Source organism: Pseudomonas sp. BF-RE-21, assembly GCF_019947305.1.
Lineage (GTDB): Bacteria > Pseudomonadota > Gammaproteobacteria > Pseudomonadales > Pseudomonadaceae > Aquipseudomonas > Aquipseudomonas migulae.
The window spans coordinates 1-18,102 of record NZ_JAGYGF010000079.1; the positions used below are offsets into that span (position 1 = coordinate 1).

General features: G+C 59.1%; 13 protein-coding genes. 10 read left to right on the plus strand and 3 right to left on the minus strand.

All coding sequences use genetic code 11. The annotated features are described in order from the left end of the window. Positions 1 to 531 precede the first annotated feature (531 nt). The 4 genes from KGB25_RS28760 (at position 532) to pabB (ending at position 5,152) form a co-directional block, all read left to right on the plus strand. A complete protein-coding gene (locus KGB25_RS28760; RefSeq protein ID WP_008042313.1) occupies positions 532 to 1,068 on the plus strand; it encodes an ATP-dependent zinc protease in 537 nt (178 codons plus the stop codon). A 5-nt stretch (positions 1,069 to 1,073) separates the two neighbouring features. Further along, positions 1,074 to 2,609, plus strand: a complete 1,536-nt coding sequence (locus tag KGB25_RS28765) for an inactive transglutaminase family protein (protein ID WP_008042311.1) — start codon at positions 1,074 to 1,076, stop codon at positions 2,607 to 2,609. Then, complete coding sequence (locus KGB25_RS28770) at positions 2,609 to 3,595, plus strand: alpha-L-glutamate ligase-like protein (RefSeq protein WP_008027343.1); 987 nt, start codon at positions 2,609 to 2,611, stop codon at positions 3,593 to 3,595. The genes KGB25_RS28765 and KGB25_RS28770 overlap by 1 nt, the downstream gene beginning before the upstream one ends. 219 nt (positions 3,596 to 3,814) lie before the next feature. Beyond that, complete coding sequence (pabB, locus tag KGB25_RS28775) at positions 3,815 to 5,152, plus strand: aminodeoxychorismate synthase component I (RefSeq protein ID WP_207286733.1); 1,338 nt, start codon at positions 3,815 to 3,817, stop codon at positions 5,150 to 5,152. A gap of 105 nt (positions 5,153 to 5,257) precedes the next feature. On the opposite strand, the gene thrH is transcribed toward pabB, so the two are convergent. Next, positions 5,258 to 5,875, minus strand: coding sequence for a bifunctional phosphoserine phosphatase/homoserine phosphotransferase ThrH (gene thrH, locus KGB25_RS28780; RefSeq protein ID WP_008027341.1), 618 nt, complete (start codon positions 5,873 to 5,875; stop codon positions 5,258 to 5,260). Between the two features lie 173 nt (positions 5,876 to 6,048). Between thrH and KGB25_RS28785 the strand changes: the two genes are divergently transcribed. The 3 genes from KGB25_RS28785 to KGB25_RS28795 all read left to right on the plus strand — a co-directional run bounded on the left by KGB25_RS28785 (position 6,049) and on the right by KGB25_RS28795 (position 9,676). Beyond that, positions 6,049 to 6,789, plus strand: a complete 741-nt coding sequence (locus KGB25_RS28785; protein WP_008042297.1) for a phosphoadenylyl-sulfate reductase — start codon at positions 6,049 to 6,051, stop codon at positions 6,787 to 6,789. Between the two features lie 574 nt (positions 6,790 to 7,363). Beyond that, positions 7,364 to 8,890 (plus strand): NCS1 family nucleobase:cation symporter-1, encoded by a 1,527-nt coding sequence (locus KGB25_RS28790; RefSeq protein ID WP_223437741.1) that lies wholly within the window; start codon positions 7,364 to 7,366, stop codon positions 8,888 to 8,890. Between the two features lie 57 nt (positions 8,891 to 8,947). Then, positions 8,948 to 9,676 (plus strand): aspartate/glutamate racemase family protein, encoded by a 729-nt coding sequence (locus KGB25_RS28795; protein WP_192416929.1) that lies wholly within the window; start codon positions 8,948 to 8,950, stop codon positions 9,674 to 9,676. 107 nt (positions 9,677 to 9,783) lie between these two features. Here the strand turns inward: KGB25_RS28795 and KGB25_RS28800 are convergent, their stop codons facing one another. Continuing rightward, a complete protein-coding gene (locus KGB25_RS28800; protein WP_008042295.1) occupies positions 9,784 to 10,707 on the minus strand; it encodes a LysR family transcriptional regulator in 924 nt (307 codons plus the stop codon). A 126-nt stretch (positions 10,708 to 10,833) separates the two neighbouring features. Between KGB25_RS28800 and KGB25_RS28805 the strand changes: the two genes are divergently transcribed. Beyond that, positions 10,834 to 11,580, plus strand: coding sequence for a 3-oxoacyl-ACP reductase family protein (locus tag KGB25_RS28805; RefSeq protein WP_008027336.1), 747 nt, complete (start codon positions 10,834 to 10,836; stop codon positions 11,578 to 11,580). A gap of 149 nt (positions 11,581 to 11,729) precedes the next feature. Here the strand turns inward: KGB25_RS28805 and KGB25_RS28810 are convergent, their stop codons facing one another. Further along, the gene (locus KGB25_RS28810; RefSeq protein ID WP_008042293.1) at positions 11,730 to 12,425 is read right to left on the minus strand and encodes an HAD-IA family hydrolase; all 696 of its coding nucleotides are present in this window, start codon (positions 12,423 to 12,425) and stop codon (positions 11,730 to 11,732) included. Between the two features lie 261 nt (positions 12,426 to 12,686). Between KGB25_RS28810 and KGB25_RS28815 the strand changes: the two genes are divergently transcribed. Both KGB25_RS28815 and KGB25_RS28820 read left to right on the plus strand, forming a co-directional pair. Continuing rightward, complete coding sequence (locus KGB25_RS28815) at positions 12,687 to 17,561, plus strand: RHS repeat-associated core domain-containing protein (RefSeq protein WP_223437743.1); 4,875 nt, start codon at positions 12,687 to 12,689, stop codon at positions 17,559 to 17,561. Next, the gene (locus tag KGB25_RS28820; RefSeq protein WP_223437745.1) at positions 17,558 to 17,953 is read left to right on the plus strand and encodes a hypothetical protein; all 396 of its coding nucleotides are present in this window, start codon (positions 17,558 to 17,560) and stop codon (positions 17,951 to 17,953) included. Before KGB25_RS28815 ends, KGB25_RS28820 begins: the two co-directional genes overlap by 4 nt. Positions 17,954 to 18,102: the final 149 nt, after the last annotated feature.

Here is an 18,102-nt window from a genome sequence, read left to right on the forward strand (position 1 = left end):
GGGATAGGTGTACATATCCGGAATGAGGGAACGCGCGCACCAAAGAGCCAGGTCGGCTTTCAGGCCGCCTCGGCGGCTGTGGCGGTAGTCGCCCCCTCGAGAGGCCGAGCGCAGGTTCTGCGCAGTGGGCAACCCGGCATGGATGCCGGGTTAGCCGCGCACGGCCAAGGATGGCCGATCGCGGCGGGCCCACGGAGCAGGACCGGAGCGAGGGCATGCCGAGCCACAGCGAGGCACCGAACGAAAGGGGCAAGAGCCCTTTGGTTACTTTGGGGCTTTTCCAAAGTGACTCGCCGTAAGGGCGAAACCAATCCCCGCCATCACCCAAATAACGGATATCCCCCCCATCACCCAAACACCAAACCCAAGAGCCCAGCGCTGGCGCCATAAAACCACCGTGCTAGAATGCCGCCCGCATTTGTTTGTGACATCTGCACGAACTGTCACAAATAGTTGATAGGCATACGAGGGAGCTTGCGCAGCGATGCCAGGGCCTTGAATCGAAACACGGACCGCTGCGCACCAGGATTTATGAGACTCAAGCCCTTCCCCACCTTCCTTTATCTGCTTTGCCTGCCCGGTGTCGCCGCGGCGGGGGAAAAAACCGTGTACGGCCTCAACGAGTACGCCTCGCTGGACGGCATCAATCTGGAAGTCGCGGCCAAACTCGACACCGGGGCGAAAACCGCCTCCCTGAGTGCCCGCGACATCAAACGCTTCAAACGCAATGGCGAGTCCTGGGTGCGCTTCTATCTGGCGATCGACGCCGCGCACTCGCACCCGATCGAACGACCACTGGCCCGCGTCAGCAAGATCAAGCGCCGTGCCGGCGACTACGACCCGGAAGAAGGCAAGAAGTACACCGCCCGTCCGGTGATCGAGCTGGATATCTGCATGGGCTCGGCGTTACGCAGTATCGAAGTGAACCTTACCGACCGCAGCGCTTTCCAATACCCGCTCCTGATCGGCTCCGAAGCGCTCAAGCGCTTTGATGCGCTGGTCGACCCCAGTCTTAAATACGCTGCTGGCAAACCCGCCTGCGCCACCGACGCTCATACCGCAGAGTAATTCCAATGCGCTCTCTTACCCTCCATCTGAAAATGCTGATCGCCATCCTGGTGGTGCTGGGCATTTCAGTTACGGCCTATCAGATCTTCGTGCTCGGCATTCCCGTGACCGAAGACGCCACCGACGACTTGTGGAACATCGACGCCAAGGTCGAGTTCGTCGCCAGTGCCAAAGACCCGGTCAAGATCCAGATGTTCGTGCCACCGCTGAGCCGTGATTTCGTCAGCCTCAACGAAAGCTTCATCTCCAATAATTATGGCGTGGCCGTGAACCGTATCGACGGCAACCGCAAGGTGACCTGGTCGGCACGCCGGGCCAAAGGCAACCAGACCCTTTATTACCGCCTGGTGCTGACCAAGCGCTACACCGGTGAAAAATCCAAGGTCAAAGGCCCGACCTTCCGCGACAGCATCGCCGTCGAAGGCGCGGAAAAAGTTGCTGCCGAAGCCTTGCTCGCGCCGATCCGCCAGCACTCGGCCGACGTCGAAACCTTCATCGGCGAAGCGATCAAGCGGGTCAACAACGTCAACGACGACAACGTGAAACTGTTGCTGGGCGGCGATCCGTCCAGCGGGCACAAGGCCAAAATCGTTGAACTGGTCCTGTCCATCGCCCACGTGCCGGTGGAAAAGGTCCACACCATCCGCCTGGTGGCCGACCAGCCGCAAACCCCGGAACTCTGGCTGCGCAGCTTCAACGGCACCGACTGGCTATATTTCAACCCGGAAACCGGCGAGCAAGGCCTGCCGACCGACCGCCTGCTGTGGTGGACCGGTGACGAAAACCTGATCACCGTCGATGGCGGCAAGAAAGCCACCGTCACCTTCAGCATGAACAACAGCGAAATGAACGCCATTCGCCTGGCCAAGCTGACCGACGAAAATACCGACGCCAATTTCCTTGAGTACTCGCTGTACGGCCTGCCGCTGCAAACCCAGCAGACTTTCATGATCATGGTGATGATCCCGATCGGCGTGCTGGTGATCCTGATCCTGCGCAACCTGATCGGCTTGCAGACCCTCGGCACCTTTACCCCGGTGCTGATCGCCCTCGCCTTCCGCGAAACCCAGCTCGGGTTCGGTATCGTGCTGTTCACCATCATCACGGCGCTGGGGCTGTCGCTGCGCTCCTACCTTGAACACCTGAAGTTGCAAATGCTGCCGAGGTTGTCGGTGGTGCTGACGTTTGTGGTGGTGCTGATCGCGGCGATCAGCCTGTTCAGCCACAAGCTGGGCCTGGAACGCGGGTTGTCCGTGGCGCTGTTCCCGATGGTGATTCTGACCATGACCATCGAACGCCTGTCGATCACCTGGGAAGAACGCGGCTCCGGGCATGCGATGAAAGTGGCCATCGGCACGTTGTTCGCTGCGTCCCTGGCGCACCTGATCATGAGCGTGCCGGAGCTGGTTTACTTCGTGTTCACCTTCCCGGCAATCCTGCTGATCCTGGTGGGCTTCATGCTGGCGATGGGTCGTTATCGCGGCTACCGCCTGACCGAACTGGTGCGTTTCAAGGCTTTCCTGAAGAAGGCTGACGCCTGATGTTCGGCTTCTGGAAGACCTGGAAAGCCCTGGAAGCCCGGGGCATCATGGGGATCAATCGGCGCAACGCGGACTACGTGCTCAAGTACAACAAGCGCAGCCTGTACCCGATTGTCGATGACAAGATCATCACCAAGGAGCGCGCCATCGCCGCCGGCATTCATGTGCCGGAACTGTATGGCGTGATTTCCACCGAGAAGGAAATCGACAACCTCGACGAAATCATCGGCGGGCGCAGCGATTTCGTGATCAAACCGGCCCAGGGCGCCGGTGGCGACGGCATCATTGTCATTGCCGACCGCTTCGAGGGGCGTTATCGCACGGTGTCCGGCAAGATCATCAGCCATGAGGAAATCGAGCACCACGTCTCCAGCATCCTCACCGGCCTGTATTCGCTGGGCGGCCACCGTGACCGCGCACTGATCGAATACCGCGTGATCCCCGACCAGATCTTCAAAAGCATCAGCTACGAAGGCGTGCCGGACATTCGCATCATCGTGTTGATGGGCTATCCGGTCATGGCGATGTTGCGCTTGCCGACGCGCCAGTCCGGCGGCAAGGCCAACCTTCACCAGGGCGCCATCGGCGTCGGTGTCGACCTCGCCACCGGCCTGACCCTGCGCGGCACCTGGCTGAACAACATCATCGCCAAGCACCCGGACACCACCAACGCGGTGGACGGTGTGCAACTGCCTTACTGGGACGGCTTCATGAAACTCGCGGCCGGCTGTTACGAGCTGTGCGGACTGGGTTACATCGGGGTCGACATGGTGCTGGACCAGGAGAAAGGCCCGCTGATTCTTGAGCTGAATGCCCGGCCGGGGTTGAACATCCAGATCGCCAATGATTGCGGCCTGACGTTGCGCACCCATGCTGTCGAGGCGCGGCTGGAAGAGTTGAAAGCACGCGGGATTACCGAGACCGTCGAGGAACGCATGGCGTTTGTGCAGGAGATGTTCGGGCATATTCCTGCGGTTGAGGGTTGATCCGGGACCGAGTCGCGCCCTTTCGCGGGCAAGCCTCGCTCCTACAGAATACGTGTGCCCCCCCTGTAGGAGCGAGGCTTGCCCGCGAAGACTTACTCACAGTCACCAAACCATTCAACCCTACCCCCAATCTGCCAATCCCCGACATCCCCTCTAGGAGCAATTCCCCGAGGGGACTACAATCGCCACCCCCGCCTCGATGGCTGATCTGCCCCGCCCATGCTGACCTGTTCCGTACATCCGCTGCCCTATCGCGCCAACCCCGCCGAGTACTTCGCGGCGATCCGTCATGCCCCCGGCGCCGTGCTGCTCGACAGTGGCCGGCCAACGGCTGATCGCGGGCGTTATGACCTGCTCAGTGCCTGGCCACTGGAACAACTGGCGGTAATGCCTGACGAAAGCGGTGGCGATTTCCTGCAACGCCTTCGCGACAATCTGACACGACTCGGTGAGGCGGCGCTGGCGCCTGATCTGCCCTTCGCCGGTGGCCTGATCGGCTACCTGAGCTACGATTTCGGCCGCCACCTGGAAAACCTGCCGAGCCAGGCACAGGACGATCTGCAATTGCCGGATGCGCGTTTCGGGCTCTACGACTGGGCTCTGATCAGCGATCACCAACGGATGACCAGTCAGCTGGTGTTCCACCCGTCGCTGATCGACAGCGAACGTCAACGCCTGATCACGCTGTTCAGTCAGCCCGTGGCTGAAACGATCGAATCGTTCAAGCTCAAGGCACCGATGAGCGCCGACCTGAGCGCTGATGACTATCGCCAGGCGATAGAACGTATCCAGCAATACATTCAGGCGGGCGACTGCTACCAGGTCAACTTTGCCCAACGCTTCCGCGCCGAGTGCCAAGGTGATCCGTGGGCCGCGTACTGCGCGTTGCGCGCGGCGTGCCCGACGCCATTCTCCGGCTTCCAGCGCCTGCCCGACGGTGGCGCAGTGCTGAGCCTGTCGCCGGAGCGCTTCGTCAAAGTCAGCGACCGCCACGTCGAGACCCGCCCGATCAAGGGCACTCGCCCTCGTGGCCAGAACGCAGCGGAAGATGCGGCGAACGCCGCCGAACTCCTGGCCAGCCCCAAGGATCGCGCAGAAAACCTGATGATCGTCGACCTGCTGCGCAATGACCTCGGCCGTACGTGCCGCATTGGCTCGGTGCGGGTGCCGGAGTTGTTCAGTCTCGAAAGCTATCCGAATGTGCATCACTTGGTGAGCAGCGTGACCGGCGAACTGGCGGATGACCGGGATGCGCTGGACCTGATCGCTGGCAGCTTCCCCGGCGGTTCGATTACCGGGGCGCCGAAGATTCGCGCGATGCAGATCATTGATGAACTGGAGCCGACCCGGCGCGGTTTGTACTGTGGTTCGTTGCTGTATCTGGATGTGCGCGGCGAGATGGACAGTTCAATCGCGATCCGCAGCTTGCTGGTCAAGGATGGGCAGGTGTGTTGCTGGGGCGGTGGCGGGATCGTTGCGGATTCGCAGTGGCAGGCCGAGTATCAGGAGTCGATCACCAAGGTGAAGGTGTTGCTCGATACCCTGCAAAACCTGTAGGAGCGAGCCTGCTCGCGAAAAACGCCCAGGCAACGCATTGTTCCAGACAGCACGCGTTATCGTTGACGACCATCGCGAGCAGGCTCGCTCCTACAGGGTGTGAATTTACAGGCTGAGGGCCCGATTCGAAGCCTTGATGAACTCCTGCTTCAAGTCCTCAAACGTATGCACCGCCGGGAATTGCGGGAACTCGCGAATCACGTTATCCGGCGCATGGAACAGAATCCCCGCATCCGCCTCGCCCAGCATCGTGGTGTCGTTGTAGGAATCCCCCGCCGCAATCACCCGATAATAAAGACTCTTGAACGCCAGAACCGACTGACGTTTCGGATCTTTCTGACGCAACTGATAGCTCGTCACCCGCCCGGCATCGTCGGTAATCAGACGATGGCAGAGCAAGGTCGGGAAACCCAATTGGCGCATCAGCGGTTGGGAGAACTCGTAGAACGTGTCCGACAGAATCACCACCTGAAAGCGCTCACGCAGCCAGTTGACGAACTCGATGGCACCGTCCAGCGGCTTCAATGTGGCGATCACTTCCTGGATGTCGGTGAGTTTCAGGCCATGCTCATCAAGAATCCGCAGGCGCTGCTTCATCAGCACGTCGTAGTCGGGAATATCCCGAGTGGTGGCCCTGAGGGATTCGATTCCGGTTTTTTCGGCGAAGGCGATCCAGATTTCCGGGACCAGCACACCTTCAAGATCCAGACAGGCAATTTCCACAAGACACTCCCATTTGTATTGATTATTGAGTCGAGCGAGCAAAAGGACTGCCGAACTCTAGCGACTCGCACTGACCTGCGCAACGCAGAGGGCGCGCCAGTGGTTGCAGGATTTTGTTACCATCAGATCCATATAGAGCGCCCAGCGCCACCGACCTGTAGGAAGCCGCCCTGATGAGCCCATCGTTCGATGTCGTGGAACTCGCCACGACCTATGCCAACAAATCCGCCCAGGACATCCTGAAACTCGCGTTTGCCGAGTTCGGCGATGACCTGTGGATATCTTTCAGCGGCGCCGAAGACGTGGTGCTGGTGGACATGGCCTGGAAGCTGAACAAGAACGTCAAAGTGTTCAGCCTCGACACCGGCCGCCTGCACCCCGAGACCTACCGCTTCATCGATCAAGTGCGCGAGCACTACAAGATCGACATCGAACTGGTGTCGCCGGACTACACGAAACTCGAACCGTTCGTGAAGGAAAAAGGCCTGTTCAGCTTCTACAAGGACGGCCATGGCGAGTGCTGCGGCATCCGCAAGATCGAGCCGCTGCGCCGCAAGCTCTCGGGCGTGACCGCCTGGGCCACCGGCCAGCGTCGGGACCAGAGCCCTGGCACCCGCAGCGCCGTCGCGGTGCTGGAAATCGACACCGCCTTCTCCACCCCGGAACGCACCCTGTACAAATTCAATCCGCTGGCGCAAATGACCAGCGAAGAGATCTGGGGCTACATCCGCATGCTCGAGCTGCCGTACAACAGCCTGCATGAACGCGGCTTCATCAGCATCGGCTGCGAACCGTGCACCCGCCCGGTGCTGCCGAACCAGCACGAGCGTGAAGGTCGCTGGTGGTGGGAAGAGGCGACGCAGAAAGAATGCGGGTTGCATGCGGGGAATATCATCAGCAAGTCAAAAGCCTGATCCCGCCCGGGTACGGCGAAATCCCTGTAGGAGCCGGCTTGCTGGCGATAGCGGTGTGTCAGTCACAGCTGCATTGACTGAAAGATCGCAATCGCCAGCAAGCCGGCTCCTACAGGTTTCGTGACTGATCTGAATGAATGTGTACACACGAATGTCACCATAGGTGCCATTTATGTGTGCACTTTTCGTTTCTGCGCCCTGAAAAGTTACATTCATCCCGCCTGACACCCCCTCGTTCACACCTCCGCGAATCCCGCCGAAAAATAAATACCTGTTCAACCGGTCATTTTATATCGTCTTTATTTCAGTCACTTACCAATTACAGATAACAAAACGAAATTACCGGTGAATTTTATAGATCGCTGACTGGCATGGATCTGGCTTAAGTGCATACATGTTTTGTATACAATAACCTCAAAACATACACACACTTTAGATCCGCAAGCCTGAAGCGCCCTATCCCGTACAGGCTGCAGATGCCCCGTAACCAATGATGCTTGTTGTCCGCGACGAAGATTTGTCGAGCCCACGCTCATGCACAGTCATCGCGACGCCAAGCTCGGAGCCTGCCGGAATGCGTACTAGCCTCTCCAATAACAACATCGCGCTGGATCTGCCCTCCTCTTCCCCCGTTCAAACGTTTCAAGACCCCGTGGTGCTCAGCCCGCGCCTGCACAACAAAGACCTGGCACCGACCAAGGCCGAAGGCCGGCGCTGGGGCCGTTACAGCATTTTTGCCCTATGGACCAACGACGTTCACAACATCGCCAACTACTCCTTCGCCATCGGACTGTATGCGTTAGGTCTGGGCGGCTGGCAGATTCTGTTGTCGCTCGGGATCGGCGCGGCGCTGGTGTATTGCTTCATGAACCTCTCCGGCTACATGGGCCAGAAAACCGGTGTGCCGTTTCCGGTCATCAGCCGGATCAGTTTCGGTATCCACGGGGCGCAAATTCCTGCATTGATCCGCGCCGTTATCGCCATCGCCTGGTTCGGTATTCAGACGTACCTCGCCTCAGTGGTGTTTCGCGTGCTGCTGACGGCGGTGCATCTGGGATTCGCCGACTACGACCACAACTCGATCCTCGGTCTGTCGAGCCTGGGCTGGGTGTGTTTCGTCGCGATCTGGCTGGTACAACTAGCGATTCTTGCCTACGGCATGGAGATGGTGCGGCGCTACGAGGCGTTTGCCGGTCCGGTGATTCTGCTGACCGTCGCCGCCCTGGCCGCGTGGATGTACACCCAGGCCAACGCGACCATCGCGTGGTCGATCCGTGAACCGCTCACTGGCGGCGAGATGTGGCGCAACATCTTTGCCGGCGGCGCCTTGTGGCTGGCGATCTACGGCACGCTGATCCTCAACTTCTGCGACTTCGCCCGCTCTTCGCCGTGCCGCAAGACGATCAAGGTCGGAAATTTCTGGGGCCTGCCGGTGAACATTCTGGTGTTCGCCGGCATCACCGTCCTGCTCTGCGGTGCGCAATTTCAGATCAATGGCCGGATCATCGAAAGCCCGACGGAAATCATCGCGTCGATCCCCAATACTTTCTTCCTGGTCCTCGGTTGCCTGGCCTTCCTGATCGTCACCGTGGCGGTGAACATCATGGCCAACTTCGTCGCCCCGGCCTTCGTGCTGAGCAACCTGGCACCGAAATACCTGACCTTCCGCCGCGCCGGGCTGATCAGCGCGACCATCGCCGTGCTGATCCTGCCGTGGAACCTCTACAACAGCCCGTTGGTGATCGTGTATTTCCTGTCCGGCCTCGGCGCCCTGCTCGGCCCGTTGTACGGGGTGATCATGGTCGACTACTGGCTTGTACGAAAAGCTCAGATCAACGTGCCGCAGTTGTACAGCGAAGACCCCGACGGTGCTTATTACTACAGCCGTGGCGTCAATTTACGTGCTGTCGCGGCGTTCATTCCTGCAGCGCTGATTGCCATCGTCCTGGCGCTGGTGCCGGGCTTCCATCTCGTATCCCCGTTCTCCTGGCTGATCGGTGCCGGGATTGCCGGGATGCTGTACCTGATCATCGCCAAGCGGCAGCCGCACTACGCGGATGTCAGCGGCGAAGCCATCGCGGTCGATAACGTCAGCCATTAACCCCATGACGGCCCGGCACCGTCGGGCCGCAGAACCACCCCGCTATAAGGACTTTCCATGCGAATTCTCGTGGTCAACGTCAACACCACCGAATCCATTACCCAGGCCATCGCCCGTTCGGCTCAAGCCGTGGCCGCGCCAGGCACTGAAATCATCGGCCTGACACCGCACTTCGGCGCCGACTCCATCGAAGGCAATTTCGAAAGCTACCTGGCTGCCATCGCCGTGATGGATCGAGTGATGTCCTACGATCAACCCTTCGATGCGGTGATCCAGGCCGGTTACGGCGAGCACGGTCGCGAAGGGTTGCAGGAACTGCTCAACGTACCGGTGGTGGACATCACCGACGCTGCCGCCAGCACGGCGATGTTCCTCGGTCATGCCTATTCGGTGGTCACTACGCTGGACCGTACCGTGCCGTTGATCGAGGATCGACTGAAACTTTCAGGGTTGTGGGACCGTTGTGCATCCGTGCGGGCCAGTGGTCTGGCGGTGCTGGAGCTGGAATCCGATCCGCAACGGGCGCTTGAGGCGATTGTTCGTCAGGCGGAATTGGCAGTACTGGAGGACAAGGCCGAGGTGATTTGCCTCGGTTGCGGCGGGATGGCCGGGCTGGACGAGCAGATTCGTCAGCGCACCGGCGTGCCGGTCGTAGATGGCGTGACGGCGGCGGTGACGATTGCCGAGTCGCTGGTGCGATTGGGGTTGTCGACGTCGAAGGTCAGGACGTATGCGACGCCTCGGCCGAAGAAGATTGTGGGCTGGCCGGGGCGGTTTGGGCGGTAGACCGCGTTATCGTTTTTCGCGGGCAAGCCTCGCTCCTACAGAATACGTGCAATCCCTGTAGGAGCGAGGCTTGCCCGCGAAATGGCCGACTCGGTATCAAGCCAGACTCAAACCGCACTAAACCGCGATGCCAACCCCTGCTCCGCAAACTGCTCAATAATGAAATCCACAAACGCCCGCGTCTTGCCCGGCAACAATTTGTGCTCAGCGTAGTAAATGGAAATGTTGCCATCGTCGACAAACCAGTCCGGCAATACCCGCTGCAACGTCCCGGCCTCTAGGTATCCTGAGGCAAACGGCATGCTCACCAACGCGATCCCCAACCCCTGAGCCGCCGTCGCACACGCCGCTTCGGAATCGCTCATGGTCATCCGCGCCTTTAGCGTCAAAGGGCTATGTTGCTGGGTGCGGCTGGTCAATTGCCAGGAGCGCACTCGCCCCGTCTGCGGCGACCGAATCAGAATCCCGTCGTGATGCTTGAGATCATCCGGTTCAACGACCACTTCGCGCCCCGCCAGATATTCGGCTGACGCCACCAACACCCGATGCGCCGGCGTCAGCTTGCGCGCGACCACGCCCTGCGGCAGCTCGAATCCACCGCCAATCGCGGCATCGAACCCTTGTGCAATCAGATCGACCTGGCGGTTATCAAAATGCCAGTCCGGATTGATTGCCGGAAATCGCCTCAGAAACTCGCCCAGTAACGGCACCACATACAACCGTCCGAACACCGTGCCCATGCTGACTTTCAAAGTTCCCGCCGGACGTCCTTCGGCGCTCGCGAGATTGGCCACGGCATTCTGGATCGTGTGCAGGCTGGAACTGACTTCGCCGAGAAACAGATGGCCGGCCTCGGTCAGCGTCAGGCTACGGGTGCTGCGCTGAAACAGCCGCACACCGAGCCGGGCCTCAAGTTTTGCCACGCTCTTGCCCACCGCCGCCGGGGTCAGGCTCAGGCGTCGCGCGGCCTCGGCAAAGCTGCCGACTTCGGCGCTGCGCACGAAGCATTCGATACTGCTGAAGGTTTCCATAAGCGCCACTATAAACTTTGGGTTTACACAGACTATCGTAATTACCGTCTACACAGCCTGTAATCCTGAATCAATACTAGGCTCCATCAACCGCGGCATCTCGCCACGGCGACTTTGGAGATCGACATGACTACTCAGAACCTCAGCGGCAAAGTGGCTTTGATTCAAGGCGGGTCCCGCGGCATCGGCGCTGCCATCGTCAAACGCCTGGCCGCTGAAGGCGCGACGGTTGCCTTCACCTACGTAAGCTCCACGGCCAAGGCCGAAGAACTGCAGAACAGCCTCACCGCCAACGGCGGCAAAGCACTGGCCATCAAGGCTGACAGTGCCGACGCCGAGGCGATTCGCAACGCCGTGAGCGCCACCGTCAAAGCCTTCGGTCGCCTGGACATCCTGGTCAACAACGCTGGCGTGCTAGCCGTTGCCCCGCTGGAAGATTTCAAACTCGAAGACTTCGACCAGACATTGGCGATCAACGTACGCAGCGTGTTCATCGCCACCCAGGCCGCCGCGAAACACATGACCGAAGGCGGTCGCATCATCAACATCGGCAGCACCAACGCCGACCGCATGCCCTTCGCCGGCGGTGGCCCGTACGCGATGAGCAAAGCGGCACTGGTTGGCCTGACCAAAGGCCTGGCACGCGACCTTGGGCCACGGGGCATCACCATCAACAACGTGCAACCGGGCCCGGTCGACACCGACATGAACCCGGCCAGCGGCGACTTCGCCGAAAGCCTGATCCCGCTGATGGCTGTGGGTCGTTATGGTAAAGCTGAAGAAATCGCCAGCTTCGTCGCTTATCTTGCAGGCCCGGAAGCCGGGTACATCACCGGTGCCAGCCTGACCATCGACGGTGGTTTCGGCGCCTGATTCGGGAAGGTTAAACGCAAAATAAACTGTGGGAGCGAGCCTGCTCGCGATAGCGGTTTGTCAGCCTACATTGATGTCGACTGAAAAACCGCTATCGCCGGCAAGCCGGTCTCGCTCCCACATGGGTCTGTGTCATTGCACCAATCGTGTTATGACCACTCAAGCGCCGGCAAACCGCACGCACTCGGCTTGAACGCTTTCAACGTACGAAGAATGCCATCGGCGTGTGCGTATTTTTCGTCGGCCATCGCGGCGTCGGGAATCGCAATCGCCGTCATCCCCGCCGCTTTCGCCGCAGTCACGCCGAACGGCGAATCTTCGAACACCAGGCAATCCCCGGGCGCCACGCCCAGGCGTCGCGCCGCGGTGAGGAAGATGTCCGGTGCCGGTTTGGCCGCACCGACTTCCGGGTCATCGGCTGTCACGACGAAGTCGAACAGCGCAAACCAGTCACGGTGCAACGTGGTTTTCTGGCCGAACGACAGACGCGACGAACTGGTGCCCACCGCGATCGGAATGTTGTTGGCCTTCAAGTGCCGCACCAGCTCCTCGGCACCGGGCATCGCCAGCGCGGTGGGAAAACGCTCGCGCATCAGCGGCTCGCGGATCACCAGGAACTCCTCGGCGGTAATCGGCAGGTCCAGCGCTTCAACCACATAACGCGCCAGATCACCCGCACCACGGCCGATGATGTTCTGTTTGACGCTCCAGTCGAAAGTCCGGCCATATCGCTCGGCGATCATCGACGTGACTTCGGTGTAAATGCCCTCGGTGTCCAGCAGCAAGCCGTCCATGTCGAAAATCACGGCTTTGATCGGGCCGAACTCTTTCAGCGGTGCATTCATCGCATCTGATCCGTTTTTAATGACACCCCGGTCGGCTCAGGCATAGCTGATTCCGGGATTTGATTAAAGGGTTCAGCAGCATAGCGAGCGCGGCCGGCAGAGAGCAACGGGCAATCTCCCGACGGTGACAAAACCTTCGCCGAATCGCTGAGCATGATTTAGCGATTCGCCCTACACCAAACACCTCCTTTCCCGACTTCTTTCCTCGTTGATCCCCCGCAAAGTCTCGCGACCCCAATTTATCCGCGCGAGGGACTGCGAATGTTCAACCCTGACAAGGTCCTGGCCTTGAACAACGCCATCGGCCTGTTGGTGGTGGCAGCCATGAACCCCGAGCAACCGGACGTTGAAGCACTGCTCGGCGATTTTCGCCTGTGCCTCAACGACTACGAGGCCTGGGCGGAAAGCTTCTGGACAGGATGGGCGCTGGATGTCGAGCAAGTGTTCAAGGTCGGCAACGACGTTCGTTTGAGCACACCGAGGGATTCCACCGCCCCCGTCAGTTCGACGATCGCCAGATGCCCGGCCAGCGGTCCGTTGACCCTCGTGCATATGTTCGACGCGGCTCGCTTTGTGCCCATTGGTGATACGCCGGTGATGCTCGAACCGATCATTGAAAAGAGCAACGGCGAGATGACTTTTGGCGAACCGGTGCATCACACCATCGGCCCCAGCGGCATCCTCGAAATCCCTGAGTGTTGGCGCGGTCATCGTTACCGCATCACGTTCTTTCCCAATGTTTCCACCGCTCATGTCCAGGCGCTTCATGCTTCCTATCTCAGCGTGATCGATGAGCTTGAAGGCTGGTTGCGCAACGAGTGGACGAGTGAATTCCAGCCTTTATGGGCGGGGTTTTCCGAGGCCGGTTTCCCTGAACGCTACGGCATGCTGCAACGGGCCGACTGGCGCGGATTCGAGAAGTCGCTGCACGGTTTGTGGGATGACGTAAAGCAGATCTACGCCCTGATCGCGGACCTGCAGGCCAACAGTGAAAAGCTTCTTGAATACCTGACCGAGGTTGAACTCGAGACACTGCTGAACGCTTCGGCCGAAGCCATCGCCAATGTGATGCTGGTGTTGAGTGATGAGCCGTTGATGTTCATTCATCTCGCGGCTTTCACCAGTTGGCTGCGGATGTTGCCGCCGCAGTACATCGCCGAAGTGGTCGCGGAAATTCGTACAGAAATACTCATCGCTTTCCTGCTGGTGCGCCTCACAGGTCCTACAGGCCTGAAACTCGGCATCAGCGCCAAGGTGCTGGGCAAGGTCAAGTCCGAGCGAGCCCGACAATGGCTGGCTGCCGCGAGTTTGCGCCTGGCTGAGCTTGCGAACAGATCGGATCTGACCAGCCACGCCGGCGCCCTCAAACCGCTGATGGTCAACGCGCGGAACGTGCCGCTCAAACCCGCGCCGGCAACTCCGTTGCACATCACCACCGGTGAATCACCGATTGTGCGGGTGAACAACCCGGTCGCCCTTGCCCGTGACAAGTCCGAAGCCAAGACCCGCCTGAGCCGCCCGGAACACCACGACGACGCCCCTGCTCCCGCGCAAAACCCAAACGGCGACAACGTCGACTCAGCGGATAGAACCACAACCAACGGCTGCCCGGTATCGATGGTCACCGGCGAAGAACTGCTGACCCTGATCGATGGTTCGCTGGATGGCCGGTTGCCGTTCGAGTTCATCCGCGTGTATCGCACCAGTGCTGTCGGAATCGACTGCGGGCTCGGATTTGGCTGGAGTCATGCCCTTGCACATCGGCTGGAAATCGACGGCGAACAGGTTAGCTGGATCGACCACGAAAACCGTCGTACGACCTTCCCTCTGCCCAAGGTTGAACGCCCGAGCATTCACAACAGCCTGTCGCGGGCGGCGATTTTCCTGGGGGATGAGCCGGAGGAACTGATCCTCGCAATGGCAGGCGAAGCGACGCGTTTCTACCACTTCCGTACAGGTCGACTGACAGCCATCAGCGATGCCTATGGCAACCGTCTGACAGTGCAACGGGACAACGCCGACAGAATCATGCGCCTCGACAACGGTGCCGGACGCTCGCTGCGATTGCGCTACGACCGCCGACACCTCGCCGCCGTCGAGTATCAGCGCTTTCATCCCGCCGACACCCTGGAAGATGCCTGGCGCACCGAACAGACACTGGTGACCTACCGCTACGACGCCTGTCATCGCTTGATCGAAGCGACCAACGCCACCGGCGAAAGCGAACGCTACGACTATGACGACCAGCACGTCATCCTGCAGCGGCAATTGGCCGGTGGCGCGAGCTTCTTCTGGGAGTGGGAAAGGTCCGGCAAGTCTGCGCGATGCGTCCGACATTGGGCGTCGTTTTCGCAGATGGACACGCGCTATGCCTGGGATGACAACGGCGGCGTGCAGGTTAAAAACGTTGATGGCAGCGAAGCGTTTTACCAGCACGACGACCGGGCACGCCTGGTGCGAAGGGTCGAACCCGACGGGGCGGAACACCTCAATGTCTATGACAGCCAGGGGCGGCTGATTGCCGAAAAGAATCCGCTCGGGGCAATTACCCGCTACCGCTATGACGATGTCGGACGGCTGATTGCCCTGATTCCACCCGAAGGTGAGCCAACGTCCTACGAATACCGCAATGGTTTCCTGCATGCGCGGCATCGCGGCAACGCCATGTGGAAGTATCAGCGCAATGCTCAGGGTGAGGTCATCGAGGCGACCGACCCCGACGGGCATGTCACCTACTACCACCACGATGAAAAAGGCCTGCTGCTGTCGATCCGCTTTCCGGACAACAGTCGGCATGTGTTCGTCCGGAATGCCTTGGGTCAACTGATCGAAGAGACCTTGCCGGGTGGCGGTCAGCGGCGCTTTTCCTACGATGCGTTGGGCCGGCAGGTTACCCGCCAGGACGAACACGGTGCCGTCACTCGCTACTCATGGGATGCCGTAGGACGACTGATTCAGACGACGCTTCCTACAGGTGCCAGTCGCGCCTTCAGCTACAACGCCTACGGCAAGGTCACCGCCGAACGGGATGAACTGGGGCGCACCACGCGCTTTGAATATGCCGATGATCTGCATCTGGTCAGCCGCCGGATCAATCCCGATGGCACAGAACTGCTTTATCGGTACGACAACGCACGGTTGTTGCTGACCGAAATCGAGAATGAGTCCGGCGGGAAATATCTGCTGGATTACACGCTCAATGGATTGATCCGACAGGAAACCGGATTCGATGGCCAACGCACCGCGTATGCCTACGACCTCAATGGACTGCTGCTGAAAAAAACCGAGTTCGGTGACGACGGCTCGCAATGGGTCACGGGCTATCAACGTGATTCGACGGGACGGCTACTGGTCAAGACGCTGCCCGACGGTGTCAATGTCGAATATCGCTACGACAGCCTTGGCCGACTGGTCAGCGTCGATGACGGTCACGATCACCCGCTGGAGTTCGAATACGACAAACAGGGTCGGCTAGTCACCGAACACCAAGGCTGGGGCACGCTGCGTTATGGCTACGATGCCTGTGGCCGGCTCAACCACCTGCGCCTGCCCGACAACAGCAAACTCGATTACCACCATGCCAAGGGCGGCGCGCTGACGGCCATTGACCTCAATGGCGCCCGACTGACCGCTCACACCTTTTTCGCCGGACGCGAACAGAACCGCCAACAAGGCCTGCTGCTCAGCGACTATCAGTATGACAATCAAGGTCGACTGAACGCCCACGCTGTCCGGCAAAACCTGCAACCGCTGTATCGCCGCGACTATGCCTACAGCGCCAACGGCAACCTCGACCACATTGCCGACACGCGGCACGGTCAGCGCAGCTACCTCTACGATTCGCTCGATCGCCTGATCCGCGTCCGCCACTCCCGAGATCACCAACCGGAAAACTTCGCCCACGACCCGACCGGCAACCTGCTGATGCAGGACCGCCCCGGTCCGGTCATGGTCAAAGGCAATCGCCTGCTGATGCAAGGCGACCGCCACTACGATTACGACGCCTTCGGCAACCTGATCCGCGAACGCCGTGGCACTGCACAAAAACTGGTCACTGAGTACCGTTACGACTGCCAGCATCGCCTGATCGGCGTCACCCTGCCCAACGGCAGCCAGGCGACCTACCGCTACGATGCCTTCGGCCGTCGCATCAGCAAAAACGTCGATGGCAACACCACCGAGTTTTTTTGGCAGGGCGACAACCTCGTCGCCGAAAGCAGTCGCGAGCACTACCGCAGCTACGTCTACGAGCCCGGCAGCTTTCGCCCGCTGGCCATGCTCGACGGCAAAGGCCCGCGCAACGCCTGCCCGTTTTACTACCAACTCGACCACCTCGGCACACCGCAAGAACTCACCGATTACAGCGGCGAAATCGTCTGGTCCGCCCAATACACCGCCTACGGCCGCCTCACCCGCCTCAACCGCGACACCCACCAGATCCTCGACCAGCCGTTGCGGTTTCAGGGCCAGTACTTCGACCCGGAAACAGGTTTGCACTACAACCGGCATCGGTATTACCAGCCGGATGTGGGGCGGTATCTGACGCCGGACCCGGTCGGATTGGCGGGTGGACTGAACGGGTATCGGTACGTGTTGAGCCCCACGGGATGGGTTGATCCGTTGGGGTTGAGTGATTGTCCGGGGATGGGTGGGTGCGGGTCGGTTGAGGGGGTTGAGAATCCAACCAAAAAAGTAACCGTAAAAGGTGCTGAGCCCCCATTACCGAAGCCGAAGGGAGAAAATGATTACTTGTACCGCGGAGATGACCGAGAGCCTGATGATGTATTCGAAAATGGCTTTAAAAGTAAAGGTAAAAGCAATGATCTATTGCTGCACTCTATAGACAGCGACCATCCGCCAAGCAATTTCATTAGCACATCAACTTCAAGAGATGCGGGAAAAACCTTTGCCACTGGCTTCAATACGAAAATTGGTTATCTCTACACGCTCCAAAAAATCCCCGGATACGACTTGATAAAAGAGCTGGGTGCGATGTACCAATTCGATAGAGAGAAGGAGATAGCCATACCAAACCGCATCAAAAATGAGGATATCCTCGGAGCAACGTTGATAATTGATGACGGCAGAGAGTTTGGCTATTCCATCCCCAACCCAAACAGGAAAATCAGAAAATGACATCCGAAGTGAAATTAGTGATCAGTATCAATGGCACTAAGGAAACAGCTCAACTCATCTGCGACAACAAAGCCATATCCATAACCCTTGTAATGAAAAATGGCTTCAATAAAACGTATGCAGATACAGACTTCTACAGGTGCTTTGGACGGATTCGGGAAGACAACCCCTACATACAATTTCTTTGCAAAGGATCAAAGGCCAATGTCCACCCTTCCAGCATGTCGTCACAGATGTCCCTCGGACTGAAAGCGTACGAATTAACCCTAGGTAAAAAAGCGTCTCTCGACGATGTCATTTACATTTTTGACTATGACGAAGACAACCTGACGAATGATCCGGAGGTCCAACGAAATTTCTACAGGAAATGGATTGAATCAAAAAAAGAATAACTTTGTTCATCCACGTTAGTTTCCAAAAACATGGCTCAAAGTAACAGCCTAGCTGTAAGCTCGGCTCAACCGAGCACTCATTCCCCGAAATATCGGGATCATCAGAATCCGTTTCAACATCAATGCGCTTTACATCACCGTCAGGCACC

Excerpts from the sequence above, each read along its gene's own strand:
- pabB (WP_207286733.1), top strand. The coding sequence starts at position 3,815 with ATGCTGACCTGTTCCGTACATCCGCTGCCCTATCGCGCCAACCCCGCC.
- KGB25_RS28795 (WP_192416929.1), top strand. The coding sequence starts at position 8,948 with ATGCGAATTCTCGTGGTCAACGTCAACACCACCGAATCCATTACCCAG.
- KGB25_RS28805 (WP_008027336.1), top strand. The coding sequence starts at position 10,834 with ATGACTACTCAGAACCTCAGCGGCAAAGTGGCTTTGATTCAAGGCGGG.
- KGB25_RS28785 (WP_008042297.1), top strand. The coding sequence starts at position 6,049 with ATGAGCCCATCGTTCGATGTCGTGGAACTCGCCACGACCTATGCCAAC.
- KGB25_RS28765 (WP_008042311.1), top strand. The coding sequence starts at position 1,074 with ATGCGCTCTCTTACCCTCCATCTGAAAATGCTGATCGCCATCCTGGTG.
- KGB25_RS28770 (WP_008027343.1), top strand. The coding sequence starts at position 2,609 with ATGTTCGGCTTCTGGAAGACCTGGAAAGCCCTGGAAGCCCGGGGCATC.
- KGB25_RS28800 (WP_008042295.1), bottom strand. The coding sequence starts at position 10,707 with ATGGAAACCTTCAGCAGTATCGAATGCTTCGTGCGCAGCGCCGAAGTC.
- KGB25_RS28820 (WP_223437745.1), top strand. The coding sequence starts at position 17,558 with ATGACATCCGAAGTGAAATTAGTGATCAGTATCAATGGCACTAAGGAA.
- KGB25_RS28790 (WP_223437741.1), top strand. The coding sequence starts at position 7,364 with ATGCGTACTAGCCTCTCCAATAACAACATCGCGCTGGATCTGCCCTCC.
- KGB25_RS28760 (WP_008042313.1), top strand. The coding sequence starts at position 532 with ATGAGACTCAAGCCCTTCCCCACCTTCCTTTATCTGCTTTGCCTGCCC.
- KGB25_RS28810 (WP_008042293.1), bottom strand. The coding sequence starts at position 12,425 with ATGAATGCACCGCTGAAAGAGTTCGGCCCGATCAAAGCCGTGATTTTC.
- KGB25_RS28815 (WP_223437743.1), top strand. The coding sequence starts at position 12,687 with ATGTTCAACCCTGACAAGGTCCTGGCCTTGAACAACGCCATCGGCCTG.